Genomic DNA, 12,088 nt, shown 5'->3' with positions numbered 1-12,088 from the left:
CAGGGTTGCTCAAACGGGTGGTCTGTGGCAGCGCCGTGTGAGAGCAAAAGCATCACTTATTATGAGGATTGAGGAAGAATGATGAATGTTAACGGTTCGGGGTTTACCCCTCAGTACATTCCCCCGGCGGATCTCGGTCCGTCCGGCGGGGTCGGTAACAATAGTGGTGCGGTGAACAATAATAATTCAGGGGCCGGCGCGCTTTCTATGCCGTTAACGGTCACCTTTAGCGCCGCACCGGGTATCACGCCGGTAGATTTCGGTTCGCCATCAGTCTCCGGCGTTAATGGCCCAACGCAAAACAATGCTCCCACTAACCCATTGCAGTCGATGCAAGGACAGGATGGCGCGGCGGGCGCGGGCGGCGGCCAGATGGCCGAGCTGATGAATATGATCCGCCAACTGCTGTCAGAACTGTTGAAAATGCTGGGCGGCGGCGACAATTCAGACCAGCAGAACAGCACGCCGTCGGCCTCTTCGGGCGGTGGTGGTGGTTCAGCGGCACCGTCGTTGGGTGACGGCGGCGGCGGTGGCCCATCTGTTGGCAACAATCTGTTAGCCCAACCGGGCGCGGGGGCGGGTGCAGCGAATGGTGCTAGCGGGGCGAGTGGAGCCAGCGGCGCGGGCGGGGCCGGTGCAACTTCTGGCATGGCTGGCCTCAGTGGTTCGGGTAACTTACACCTGCCGCCGCAGCTAGAGCCTTACCGTCAATCCATCAACAACGCGGCGCAAGCCACGGGAATGCCAGCCAGCGTGATTGCCGGTCAGATTTGGGCGGAATCTCGCGGTAACTTGTCTGCGGCTTCCACCAACGGCGGAAATGGCAAAACCGACGCCGGGCTGATGCAGGTCAACCCAGACACCTACAATGAGATGGCCAAAGAGAACCCGGGCCTGCTTTCGGGTGACCCGAACAGCGCGCAGAACAATATTATGGCCGGGGCACTCTATCTTAAACAGCAGACCAATGCCTTTGGCGGAAATATTGGCGCAGGTCTGCGTGCTTATAACTCTGGCCCGGATGACGTGAATTTATCCAACCTGTCGGATATTTCGAAAACCGGAACCGGTGCCGCGCCTTATGTCGATAATGTTTTAAGCTTTGCTAAAATTATTGAATCAGGCCAAGGCCAATTACCGGCCTAAATAGCGGATTATGTCATTTGAATTGATTTAATAAACTTCATCCGATAATGAAAGAAATTCATTATCGGATTTTTTTATGGTTATTATTTTGAAGATATAACTTTTCTGAAACCTAATTTGGCTTAGTTTTCTAATAAAATTCCCAGTTAAGTGGTAAGAATAATCTCAAATCTTATGGGTTTCGCGTCGGCTGGAATATGTCTAATTGTAAGAAGTATGTCAAAGCGCGATTTTTTTGCCGATTCTGGTGAGCGTTATATTAAGATTTCGTTAAGAAGTGAGATCTGACGCACTATTTTTATGCAAGATTCAGCGAGTTTTAATCGGTTTTTTCAATGGCTGGCACGGTCCATTAGGGGAAATATATTCAAAGATTGAAAATAAATTAAACTGGGAACGTGCCCAGCATCCCATTGATTGTATAACGCTTTTTTGATGCTCTTTAATTGACCATTTTGCTGGCGATCCGCGCTAACCCCTTGTTTGAGCGAAAGGTATCATTTCCCGAAATAGGCAAATGATGACCTATATGGGGTGGTTTTTGAATGTTGTGATAGGTAAAACCGTATTGAGTAATATCTTTGTTAATGATTTGAACCTTGTAAGGATTTCCCTACAATCTTCATTCCGTTTTCCTGATTGCCAGTCTTATTTCTAGTGATAATTTATCTGCAGATTAACGCTGTCAGAGAAACTAAATATGCATCGTTCCTGCATGTTTAACTTTTAATATGCCTACCGGGCGCTAATTCATTCCTGAGTCATTATTTTATTTTAATAATCACAACATTATTATTTTCTTGATAGAAATGGATGCGAGGAAAGTATGAGAGACAATCTTCCGAACTCGACAAAGCCGGCTAAAATAAACCACCACGTTTATGAAGAGTCCCTGGATGAGGATATTCCTGAACAGCGAGAAGTGCGTGAAGAGTGGGATATTCATAGCGACTTTGATTCCATGCTCCAGACCTTAGCGCCGCTGAAAGTTGACCTCGCCCTCGAGGGGGAAACTGGCACAGGTAAAGACACTTTCGCCCGCCGCCTGTATGAGCGTTCCGGCTGCAAGGGGGCTTTTGTGCCGATTAACTGCGCGGCGATCCCCGAATCTCTGGCCGAGAGCGAACTGTTCGGCGTTATGGCCGGAGCCTACACCGGCGCGACCCACGCCCGCGCGGGCTATATCGAAAGTGCCAACGACGGGATTTTATTCCTCGATGAAATCGACAGTATGCCGCTGAGCCTGCAAGCCAAGTTACTGCGCGTGCTGGAATCGCGCAGCGTCAGCCGACTGGGCAGCACGCAACAAATTCCTCTGGATCTGCGTATCGTGGTGGCTTCGCAAAAGCCGCTGGCCAGCCTGGTTGAGCAGAAGCAGTTTCGTCAGGATCTCTATTTCCGACTGACTACCATCAAAATCACGCTGCCCGCGCTGCGTTCCCGCATTAAATATATTATCCCAATGTTTGCCCGTTTCGCGCAGGAGGCGGCGTTGCGTTTAAATTGCGCGCTACCCTCTATCACCGCCAATCTTAGTGAATCGCTGATCATGCACGACTGGCCGGGCAATATTCGTGAGCTAAAAGGGGCCGCCGAACGCTTTGTGCTGGGCATGCCACCTCTGGGTAATGCCATGCGTATCGACAGCGGATCTTTCCGCCTGAAAGAGCGCATGCGCCGCATTGAACACTGCCTGATTGAAGATTGCCTGATGCGCCATCAGAACAAAATTGTCAGCGCGGCCAATGAGCTGGGTATCCCGCGCCGCACGCTGTATCAGCGCATTAAATCTTTGAATAGTTTGGATTAATTGGTTTTTCTAGGCGGATTCCTAATCCGCTAAAATCCGTGAAAATAATTACCCCATGATGGAACCCATCGCCGCCAATTACTACTCAACTAGTGAATGAACACTCATTCACTCTATTCACCTTGAGAGGAGTAACACTATGGGCCCGTTAAATATTCTTGGTGGTTTGGCGTCAAGCGCCGCTGGTAGTGCTTCTAGCCAAGCTCTGCAAGCTGGTTCCGATGCAATCCAAGGGCAGTCTGTTGCAGACACCCTGACCAAAATGGAACGTGACCGTCAGAACGCACAGATCGCTGGTGTGCAAGGTTCTGCGACCACTTTCATCAGTGCTATCCAACAGAACAAAATTTCGTTCTAAGTGTTAACAGGGAACCGATGCTGGTTCCCTGTATTCCCTTCCTGTGCAGTCGCGGAGTGACATTATGAAAATCAATCAACCCCCTGTTATCCAGCCGCTGGCGGCACCTGACCTGTTGGGCAGTGAAGGAAGTGCAATGACCCCCGCCGATGCCAGCTTCTTTGCCTCAGAAATTGGCCAGAGCAGCGATGTCGACGGCAATGATTCTAATGGTCTGCTGAACCACGTCTCCGGCATGTTCAAGCAGATCAACGTGGACAGTCGCCACATCAGCAATGAGCTAACCAAAGCCGCTGGCTCTACCGACCCAATGGCACTCAGTAAAGTGAGCGGCGACTTGTCGAAGTACGATTTAGAAAACCTGATGAACGCCAAAATCGTCTCTAAGTCCGTACAGGGCCTGGATAAACTGACCAACTTGCAATAATGACCATGGTTAACATCGCGCTGAAGATCTTCTCCACCCTGCTGATTGTTTTGGCCTTAGCTGGCTGCGAGCAAAGGGTGGTTCTCAATACCGGTCTGACCGAAAACGACGCCAACGACATTATCGCCGAGCTGTCCCGCTACAAAATCTCTGCCGATAAGCAGATAGATAAAACCGGCGTGACCGTGCTGGTGGACCAAGACACTATTGAGCGTTCGGTGCAGATCCTCAACGCGGCCGGTTTGCCGCACAAAGCGCGCACCAATCTGGGTGAGGTATTCCAGAAAAGCGGCATTATTTCCAGCCCGCTCGAAGAGAGAGCGCGCTACATATTCGCCTTATCGCAGGAAGTGGAGTCAACGCTGGCGCAGATTGATGGCGTGGTGGTGGCGCGGGTTAACGTGGTGCTGCCAGAGCGCGTCGCGCCGGGCGAGCCGATCCAACCGGCCTCGGCGTCAGTCTTTATTAAGTACCAGCCTGACCTCGACCCAGACAGCATCGAGCCGCAAATTCGCCGCCTGGTTTCTACCAGTATTCCGGGGCTGGCGGGCAAAGATAACAGCGCGCTGTCTATCGTGTTTGTTCCGGCAGAGGTCTACAAAGATCATATCGAAATGGTCAACCTCGGGCCTTTCCAGCTGACCATGAACCAGTACGGCACGGTGAAAATGCTGTTTCTGGCTCTGCTGGTGATACTGGCGTTAATCGCCATCGCGCTGGTGGTGAAACCGAAAATTCAGCGGCGCATGTCAGCCAAAAAGGGCGCTGACGTCACCCCAGAAAACGCATGATATTCAGGGGGAATAACCGATGAATGACGCACAAGCCTGGTTGCACTGGTGGACCGAGGGTTATTGGCAGCAGGCGGAGGAGAGCTGGCACAGTCTGGCTTTCTTCCAGCAGCCCGAGTCCTTAACGTCGCGCTTGCAGTCTATCGATCCGCAGCTGATTGCCCGCCAGTTGGGCATTGAAGCCCGCCTGCCGTCTGCCCCTCACACTTTGACGCTCAAGCTGCTGGCGCTGACGGCGGAGCAGCAGAGCTTAGCGCTGCGCCTGACCGCCGAGATTTGCGGTATCTACTCCCCCGAAGCCAACGAACATTTACTGCCTGAAGAAGCCCGGCTGTGGAGCAAGCGCATCTCCCGCGCGCTGCGCCCCGGCCTGTGGCTGCCGGAAAACCTTACGTCGCCTTGGCAAGTAACCATCCTGTTGCTGTTGCGCCACGTATTGCCGATAGGTTGCTGGCAGCGCGTGCGTTTTCTCTTTCCCCAGCCGTGGATTATTGCCTGTGAAGCCGAGCAGGGCGCGGAACTGGCGGCAAACAAGCTGCTGCCGCTGTGGGAAGCCGCGCTGTGGCGAGCTTCACTGCCGGTAGCCTTGGCATCCGGTCCGGCGCAGGAGACGCGAGATGTGGCAGCTTAAAACCTTCGAACTGCTGGCGGAGGCACAGCCAGCAGACAGCATTCGGCTACCGCAGGCCATGTTGCGCCAGCATCAGCAAGGTCTTTCGCTGATGGCTGAGGCCCGGCGGCAGGCCGAGCAGATTGTGCAACAGGCCGAAATTCAGGCCCAGCAGCTGATTGACCAGGCGCGCTACGACGCAGAGCAGCGGGTTGCCGACCTGCTCGCCAATAGCCAAGCCGAGTTTTTGAGCCGGGCGGAAACCCTGTTCGCTGGCTGGCAGGAGCAGCAAATCGAGCAGGAAGCGATGATCGTCGGGCGAGCCAGCGAGTTGCTCAATCAGGTGATGACGCGCCTGCTGGAAGACACCGGCCCGGCGCAGCAGATGAATGCCTTACTGCGCCAGCTATTGCAGGCCCAGCCGCGCGGCCAGCAGGCTACCCTGTGGTGCCATCCTGCCAATAAAGAGCATATTTCTCAATGGCTTGAAGCGCGTCCGCATCTCACATGGGAGCGGCAGTTTGATGAATCCCTTGAGGCTGACCAGCTGCTGTTAGAAACCGCCAGTGGTGAATTACGCATTGGCTGGCAGGCTCTGAAAACGCAGCTGCTGCGCGCTTCGGCCTAGAACGCCTCATTCATCAGTTTAAATTGCCCAATCTTCACTGATTAAATAAAAGCATTGATGAAAACCCGCCGCTTTTTTGGAACCAATTCCCGTCCACCGCTACTCATTATCACCTTTAGTCAAAGCAGGAGGTGAGTATGAGCAGTTTCGATAAGGTACAGCGCCGTCTCGATTCGGCACTGATAACCAGCAATTCCAATGTCTATGACTTAGCCCGTGACTCGATGGGCGGGGCACCGGACTTCTCCGATATCGTTGAATTCAAGCAAGCCATGCTGCGCGAATCCACCGCTAACTGGGCGTCTGGTCAGTTGAGTACGCTCACGCACGATCTGAGCAAAGGCATCATCGATTCAATTAACTAATGTCTGCAACGGCTCGTGGCTGGCTGAATCTGGGTAGCTTCAGAGCCGTTTTTTGCTTTTATCCACTCATTAAGACTCGACGGAAATCAGGGCAACGATGCGCACAACGACTCTTTTTATCTCTTCGAACGGACTGGGTCCTTTATTGAAGAGAGACATTCTCCCTCAGAGGGGAAAATCGCTATGAAGACCTTTTCAACCACACTGACTCATACCCTGATGGCCGCCACTTTGGCTTTAAGCCTGGGCAGCCTCTCTTTTAGCGCCTCGGCCCGCGCCCCGGACGGCTGGAGCAGCGGCGCCTACGCCTATTCGGCACAAAACACGCCGCTGCGCACCGTGCTGGCCGACTTCGCCAGCAGCCACGGCGTCACCCTGAAACTGGGCAATGTGCCCGAAGCCACGGTCAGTGGACGCCTGCGCGCCGACAGCGCCGCGACCTTCCTCGACCGCCTCGGCCTCGAGTACCAGTTCCAGTGGTTTGTCTACAACGACATGCTCTATATCAGCCCGCAGTCTGAGCAGATCTCCAAGCGTATTCGCGTCTCCTCGGAAGCTGCCCCGGATTTAAAAGATGCCCTCGACGGTATCGGCCTGCTTGAGCCGAAATTTGGCTACGGCGAACTACCCGACGACGGCGTGATTCTGGTTACCGGCCCGCCGGAGTACGTGGCGCTGGTCAGCCAGTTCAGCGAGCAGGAGAAAGATTACAAAACCGGCAAAGAGATGATGAGCTTTCCGCTGAAATACGCCTCGGTCTCTGACCGCGAAATTCACTATCGCGACAAAACCCTCACCGTGCCGGGGGTGGCGACCATCCTCAACGAGCTGTTGGGGAAGAAAAACAATAAAAGCGCGCAGGGCGTGAAGGCCAGCGGTAACGGGCAAGACGGCCTGAGCCAGCTGTCGCAGCAGCAGGCGGACAGCATTCTCTCCAGCCTGATCCAGAGCGGCGATCCGCGCGGCTCCAACGATGATTTTGACGATGGCAAAAGCGGCCTGAACCCGCTGGTTTCCGCCGACGTGCGTAACAACGCCCTGCTGGTGCGCGATGATCCGAAAAAACGCGAGCAGTATCAGGCGCTGATTTCGCAAATTGACGTGCCGCAAAAGCTGATTGAGATTGATGCGCTGATCGTTGACGTCGACCGCCACGCCATGTCGGCGCTCTCCGCCAACCTCGGCGGTAGCTTCGGCAACATCACCGCTGGTTCAACCTTGCTCGACGGCAGCAGCACGCTGTTCGTCACCGACTATCAGCGCTTCTTCGCCCAGGTGCAGGCGCTGGAGGGCAACGGCAACGCCTCAATCGTGGCGAACCCGTCGGTGCTGACGCTGGAAAACCAGCCTGCGGTGATCGACTTCAGCCAGACCGCCTTTATCTCCACGGTCGGCGAGCGCGTGGCCAACGTCACGCCAGTGACCGCGGGTACCAGCTTGCAGGTGATCCCGCGCGCCATCGATAACGGCGGCAAATCGACGGTTGAGCTGATTGTTGACGTTGAAGACGGCAAGCTGGACAAGGGGGATGACGGCCAGGCCACCGGCGACAGCCGCGCGGTGGTGAGCACGCAGGCGCAGGTGCAGGAGAAAAACTCGCTGGTCATGGGCGGTTTCCACTCGCGGGAAACCGGCGACGAAGAGCATAAGATCCCCATCCTCGGCAGCATTCCGCTGATTGGTAAATTGTTCACGTCGACGCGCCATGAAACCTCGCAGCGCGAACGCCTGTTTATCATCACGCCGCACTTGGTGGGGGATCAGGTGGACCCGTCGCGCTACATCGGCGACGAGTTCCGCTCCCAGCTGAATGGCTCTTTGGAAGAAGTACAGCGCCGCCAGAAATATGGCTCGATTAAGAATGACGTCGAATCCGCAATGCGCGACTTGGCCGAGAGCGATATCCCGGCGGGCTTTAATCCGGGCGGCGAGGGCGTGGGCATCAACACCCTGTGCGACCCGCTGCGCGGCATTGCTTACGACACCTCGCACAGCCAGTGGTTTAGCAACAAAAACGTGCAGATCACCGTCGGACTCGTGCGCAACACCTCGCTGGCCCCGCTGCGTTTCGACGAAGCAAGCTGCCGTGGTCAGGACGTGCTGGCGGTGTCGGTCTGGCCAAGTGCGTCGCTGGCACCGGGCCAGTCGGCTGAAATCTATGTGGCGTATGAGTCGCGCGGCACGGCTCGCCGTACCCGTACCTCTCTGCTGAGCACCACCCGTTAAGGAGCTGCAATGAAGATTCGTTTAGCATTACTCGCGGTAGCCAGCCTGTTGCTCAGCGCCTGCGCGGCCTCCAATGACAACGGCTGTGACAAGGCGGCCTGCCGCCCGCTGTCTAACCCGCACAGTCTGACTATCTGGTGGCCGTCGGATATCCGCAGCGGCATTCAGGATTATTCTCAAATCCCGGTCGGTCGTTAACGCCAAGCGCCGTGTGCGGGTTATCGCACACGGCGCAGTATTCTGATTTTTCTAGTTTTTATCTCTTCTCATTTCTCACTTTTCTTTTGCCGCTTATCGCATAAATAAAGCGCATTTCCCTGCCGAATTGGGGAACCCACGAGCCGATTTTGTCACTTAATCATCAGACTTCTGCACATTGTTAGCGAGTCCGGACATCTTTAGCAGATGCCCATTTTCCTACATATCCATGATAGTGAGAGGCGACAAAATGAATAATGCTATTGGCGGTGCCCTGACCTTTACCGTTCCGTTATCTGGAAACTCCGCGCCAACGCAAAGCTTCAGCCCGCTGAACTCGGGCGGCGGTGACTTTATGTCTCAACTGGCTGCTGCCATTACTAACGCGCTGTTCGGCGGCCAGCATGGTGCGCAGGGCGCTCAGGGCAACCAGGGCGGCTTTGGTAATCAGGGCGGTTTCGGTGGAGGTCAGGGCGGCGGTTTTGGCGGCGGCTCACCGGTTGGCGGTCAACAAGGCGGCGGCAGCTCGCTGCAACAATTGCTGGCAGAAGTCATGCAAGATTTGGGCATCACGCCGCAGAATTCGCCGTTTAACGGCCAGTCAGGCCAAGCGGGTCAGGCTAACGCTGGCGCGTTCAGTCAGGGGATGCAAAATGGCCTGAGCAACTCATCACAGGGTGGCGGCATGGGCGCTACCGGCGGGCCTGGCGGCTTCGGCGGCCCGGGTCTGGCGATGCCGCCACAGCAGTCCCAGTTTAGCCCGGCTTCTATGCAAGGCCCGGGCAACTTCCAGCAGCTGGGTAACCAGATGGGCAGCGCGATGTCTAACAAAGCCGGTCTGCAACAAATTGACGATATGACCGCCAAAAGTGGCCCTTTCCCGGGCATGAATAAAATCGAAGGTGGCTCGAAAGAAACCGCCAAAGAAATGGGTAAATTCATGGACCAATACCCAGACATCTTTGGCAAGCCGGACGCTGGTAAACTGCCTGGGCTGGTGGGCGGTAACAAGCATAACGGCAGCTGGGAAGATGCCCTGAGCAACGGCGGTATGCTGAGCGATGACTCAGTGAAAAAATTCCAGCAGGCCAAAGGCATGATGAAAAGCGTGATGGAAGGCGACATGGGCAACCCGAACCTGCAACTGCGCGGCGTTGGTGGTTCTTCGGTCGGGATGGACGCTGCAATGACCGCCGGTAACATCAACAAAGCGGCCATGAATCAACTGGTTTAAAACCTTAGTACCTCTCGTTGTGCCGAACGACAAGGATGTCGTTAATAGTTGATAATAAGAAGTTTTACCAGCATTACCCTCTTTGGCGACTCTCATAGGTCGCCTTTTTTATTGGGCATTTTCGTTCGTGATTTCACTCTTCGTATTCAATAATTTGGTCGCTAACCTGCTCTTCCAACTCGCGCAGCAGGCGGTAGATTTGTGCCACGGCTTTGAGGGTTTCGCGCGGGATGTAAGCCCCTTCGCGGGTGGTGCGGTAGAGGGTGCGAGTCAGCCAGATATAGCGAATCACCGGGATTTTGGCGTCGTGCGCCATTTTGATCACTTCGCGCACTTCCTCATCTTCGGTCTTAAACACCAGCTTCGGCAGCGGCGTTTCATCCGGGCGATAGTACAGGCCGACGGCGAAGTGGGTAGGGTTGATCAGCAACACGTCGGCGTTTTCCACATCGGCCGGAGCAACGCGTTTTTTCGGCGCTTCGTTAGCTAGCTCCTGCGCCAGCTGTTTGCGGTGGCCCTTGGTGTGCGGGTCGCCTTCGTTCTGTTTGTACTCGTTTTTCAGGTCTTCCATACTCATGCGGTTCTGCTTGAGGAAGAAATATTTTTGCAGCCCGTAGTCCGCCACGCCAAAGGCCAGCAGCACGCCAAAAATGGTGCGAGTGAGCTTTTCAAGGATCTCAACCGCGGCGTGAATAAAGCCTTCTAGCGAGGTGGTCGACAGCTCGGCAATCTCCCCCAGTTTTGGGGTGATCAACTTGTAGAACACCAAGGCCATCACCACGGCTTTTAGAATACTCACCAGCAGCTGCACGAACTGGCGGCCAGAAAACATCTGCTTGAACTTGCCCATTGGGTTCAGCGCGTCCAGCTTGAGCTGCAACGCCTCGGTGGCGAACAGCGGGCCGAACTGCGCCCAGCCGCCGACGATGCGCAGCAGCACCGCCACCCCCAGCGTCATCATGAAAAACACCGCCACCAGCAGCAGAGCGCTGCCGACAATATCATTGAGCGCCGCGTCGAACGGCTGGTCGAGGCGTTGCAGCGGCAGCACGATCAGCGCCTCTAGCTTCTCCAGACTCTCATCCACCATGGCGAACACGGTTTCGGTCACGCCAAGCATAATCAGCAGCTTGGGGATGTCCTGACTCTGACTGACTTGCCCCTTGCGTCGTGCTTCCTGAAGTTTCTGGGGGGAAGCTTTCTCCGTTTTTTCGGCCACTAAAGAGGACCTCCCTTCGGGAAGACCAGCGCCAGATGGGCAATCAGGTCATGGAATGTCGAGAGCTGGTGGTTGGCGAGGTATTCCAGCGTTGGCAAATACATCAGGAAAAACAGAATGCCGACGATGCTTTTCAGCGGCACGGTCAGCACCGTGGCCTGCAGCTGCGGGCTGTAAATGCTCAGCACGCCGACGCAGAAGTCGAGCAGCATCAGCACCAAAACCAGCGGCGCGGCGAACAGCACGATGTGGGTGAACATGTCGGCCAGCAGGTCGAGGAAGTAGCTGAAGCCCTGTGCGGTGAAGCTCGGCAGCCAGGACTCCAGCGGCCAGAGCCGGTAGCTATCCCAGATCACCTGAGTCATCAGCGACAGGCCGAAACTGAGCATCATCAGCATGATGAACCACTGTTGCAGCATATGGCCGATGATGGTGACGTCGGGGCCGAGCGACGGGTTGAGCTGGCCGCCGGACATCGCCCCGCGCTGGTTATCAAACAGTGCGCCGACGGATTCGAAGATCCAAAAGGGCAGGGAGAGCAGGATGCCGAGGAACATGCCGATCACCACCTCTTTCATGGCGATACCCAGCAGCACGTAAGGATCTTCCGACAGCGCCGATACCGCGGGTTGCAGCGCCGGAACCAGAAACAGCGACAGCGAAACAATGATCGCGCTGCGCACCATGCCTTTTAGGGTGAAAAAGGAGAAGGCCGGTACAATCAGCAGGCAGGGGAAAATCCGGGCTATGCCAAAGCCCAGCGCCAAAATATGGCTGAACAGGCCGTGCATCAGCGTACTTAACATCTTACGGCGCGTTCACTGTCGCCATCATGGCGAAGGCGGACTGGGTGAGATCCAGCAGCTGAACGCCAATCCAGCGCCCGGTCAGGGCAAGGGTGGCACCCACCGCCACCAGCTTGATGGCGAAAGGCAGCGTCTGGTCCTGCAACTGCATCACCGCCTGCAACAGCGAGATGATGATCCCGATGATCACCGCCACGGCCAACGGCGGCGCGGAGAGCATCACCACCAGTACCATCGCCTGCTTAAACATGTAGATAATATCCATACTTC

The 12,088-nt window shown here is 55.4% G+C and carries 14 protein-coding genes; 11 read left to right on the top strand and 3 right to left on the bottom strand.

The features are described 5' to 3' along the window. The first annotated feature begins 78 nt into the window (after window positions 1-78). From ACT3RT_RS04260 to ACT3RT_RS04210, 11 genes are all read left to right on the top strand, one after another. Complete coding sequence (locus ACT3RT_RS04260) at window positions 79-1,146, top strand: lytic transglycosylase domain-containing protein (protein ID WP_353502953.1); 1,068 nt, start codon at window positions 79-81, stop codon at window positions 1,144-1,146. Window positions 1,147-1,972: 826 nt separating this feature from the next. Beyond that, window positions 1,973-2,956, top strand: coding sequence for a sigma 54-interacting transcriptional regulator (locus tag ACT3RT_RS04255; protein ID WP_496202548.1), 984 nt, complete (start codon window positions 1,973-1,975; stop codon window positions 2,954-2,956). A gap of 139 nt (window positions 2,957-3,095) precedes the next feature. Further along, a complete protein-coding gene (locus tag ACT3RT_RS04250) occupies window positions 3,096-3,314 on the top strand; it encodes a hypothetical protein (protein WP_185689488.1) in 219 nt (72 codons plus the stop codon). A 64-nt stretch (window positions 3,315-3,378) separates the two neighbouring features. Continuing rightward, entirely contained in the window at window positions 3,379-3,741 is a 363-nt protein-coding gene (locus tag ACT3RT_RS04245) for an EscI/YscI/HrpB family type III secretion system inner rod protein (protein ID WP_496202547.1), read from the top strand. A gap of 5 nt (window positions 3,742-3,746) precedes the next feature. Beyond that, on the top strand, window positions 3,747-4,532 hold the full coding sequence (sctJ, locus tag ACT3RT_RS04240; RefSeq protein ID WP_353502950.1) for a type III secretion system inner membrane ring lipoprotein SctJ: 786 nt from the start codon (window positions 3,747-3,749) through the stop codon (window positions 4,530-4,532). Window positions 4,533-4,551: 19 nt separating this feature from the next. After that, entirely contained in the window at window positions 4,552-5,163 is a 612-nt protein-coding gene (locus tag ACT3RT_RS04235; RefSeq protein ID WP_496202546.1) for a hypothetical protein, read from the top strand. Further along, on the top strand, window positions 5,150-5,770 hold the full coding sequence (gene sctL, locus ACT3RT_RS04230; protein WP_496202545.1) for a type III secretion system stator protein SctL: 621 nt from the start codon (window positions 5,150-5,152) through the stop codon (window positions 5,768-5,770). Before ACT3RT_RS04235 ends, sctL begins: the two co-directional genes overlap by 14 nt. A 137-nt stretch (window positions 5,771-5,907) precedes the next feature. Then, window positions 5,908-6,135 (top strand): type III secretion protein HrpF, encoded by a 228-nt coding sequence (locus ACT3RT_RS04225; protein ID WP_353502947.1) that lies wholly within the window; start codon window positions 5,908-5,910, stop codon window positions 6,133-6,135. A gap of 183 nt (window positions 6,136-6,318) precedes the next feature. Then, window positions 6,319-8,361, top strand: coding sequence for a type III secretion system outer membrane ring subunit SctC (gene sctC, locus ACT3RT_RS04220; RefSeq protein ID WP_353502946.1), 2,043 nt, complete (start codon window positions 6,319-6,321; stop codon window positions 8,359-8,361). 9 nt (window positions 8,362-8,370) lie between these two features. Beyond that, the gene (hrpT, locus tag ACT3RT_RS04215) at window positions 8,371-8,559 is read left to right on the top strand and encodes an HrpT family type III secretion system protein (RefSeq protein ID WP_496202544.1); all 189 of its coding nucleotides are present in this window, start codon (window positions 8,371-8,373) and stop codon (window positions 8,557-8,559) included. A gap of 250 nt (window positions 8,560-8,809) precedes the next feature. Further along, a complete protein-coding gene (locus ACT3RT_RS04210) occupies window positions 8,810-9,793 on the top strand; it encodes a hypothetical protein (RefSeq protein WP_496202543.1) in 984 nt (327 codons plus the stop codon). 133 nt (window positions 9,794-9,926) lie between these two features. On the opposite strand, the gene sctU is transcribed toward ACT3RT_RS04210, so the two are convergent. Genes sctU through sctS form a run of 3 tightly spaced genes read right to left on the bottom strand, consistent with a single transcriptional unit; the run spans window position 9,927 to window position 12,083 of the window. Further along, entirely contained in the window at window positions 9,927-11,012 is a 1,086-nt protein-coding gene (gene sctU / locus ACT3RT_RS04205; protein ID WP_496202542.1) for a type III secretion system export apparatus subunit SctU, read from the bottom strand. Continuing rightward, a complete protein-coding gene (gene sctT / locus ACT3RT_RS04200) occupies window positions 11,012-11,818 on the bottom strand; it encodes a type III secretion system export apparatus subunit SctT (RefSeq protein ID WP_353502943.1) in 807 nt (268 codons plus the stop codon). Before sctT ends, sctU begins: the two co-directional genes overlap by 1 nt. Before the next feature lies 1 nt (window position 11,819). Further along, complete coding sequence (gene sctS, locus ACT3RT_RS04195; RefSeq protein WP_034792172.1) at window positions 11,820-12,083, bottom strand: type III secretion system export apparatus subunit SctS; 264 nt, start codon at window positions 12,081-12,083, stop codon at window positions 11,820-11,822. Window positions 12,084-12,088: the final 5 nt, after the last annotated feature.

Source organism: Ewingella sp. AOP9-I1-14, from assembly GCF_052375995.1.
GTDB classification, from domain to species: Bacteria; Pseudomonadota; Gammaproteobacteria; order Enterobacterales; family Enterobacteriaceae; genus Ewingella; species Ewingella allii.
Note: the sequence above shows the minus strand (reverse complement) of the source record. Positions and strands in the feature narration are given on the sequence as shown.

Coding starts and splice junctions, on each gene's coding strand:
- ACT3RT_RS04260 (WP_353502953.1), top strand. CDS start 79: ATGATGAATGTTAACGGTTCGGGGTTTACCCCTCAGTACATTCCCCCG.
- ACT3RT_RS04255 (WP_496202548.1), top strand. CDS start 1,973: ATGAGAGACAATCTTCCGAACTCGACAAAGCCGGCTAAAATAAACCAC.
- ACT3RT_RS04250 (WP_185689488.1), top strand. CDS start 3,096: ATGGGCCCGTTAAATATTCTTGGTGGTTTGGCGTCAAGCGCCGCTGGT.
- ACT3RT_RS04245 (WP_496202547.1), top strand. CDS start 3,379: ATGAAAATCAATCAACCCCCTGTTATCCAGCCGCTGGCGGCACCTGAC.
- sctJ (WP_353502950.1), top strand. CDS start 3,747: ATGGTTAACATCGCGCTGAAGATCTTCTCCACCCTGCTGATTGTTTTG.
- ACT3RT_RS04235 (WP_496202546.1), top strand. CDS start 4,552: ATGAATGACGCACAAGCCTGGTTGCACTGGTGGACCGAGGGTTATTGG.
- sctL (WP_496202545.1), top strand. CDS start 5,150: ATGTGGCAGCTTAAAACCTTCGAACTGCTGGCGGAGGCACAGCCAGCA.
- ACT3RT_RS04225 (WP_353502947.1), top strand. CDS start 5,908: ATGAGCAGTTTCGATAAGGTACAGCGCCGTCTCGATTCGGCACTGATA.
- sctC (WP_353502946.1), top strand. CDS start 6,319: ATGAAGACCTTTTCAACCACACTGACTCATACCCTGATGGCCGCCACT.
- hrpT (WP_496202544.1), top strand. CDS start 8,371: ATGAAGATTCGTTTAGCATTACTCGCGGTAGCCAGCCTGTTGCTCAGC.
- ACT3RT_RS04210 (WP_496202543.1), top strand. CDS start 8,810: ATGAATAATGCTATTGGCGGTGCCCTGACCTTTACCGTTCCGTTATCT.
- sctT (WP_353502943.1), bottom strand. CDS start 11,818: ATGTTAAGTACGCTGATGCACGGCCTGTTCAGCCATATTTTGGCGCTG.
- sctS (WP_034792172.1), bottom strand. CDS start 12,083: ATGGATATTATCTACATGTTTAAGCAGGCGATGGTACTGGTGGTGATG.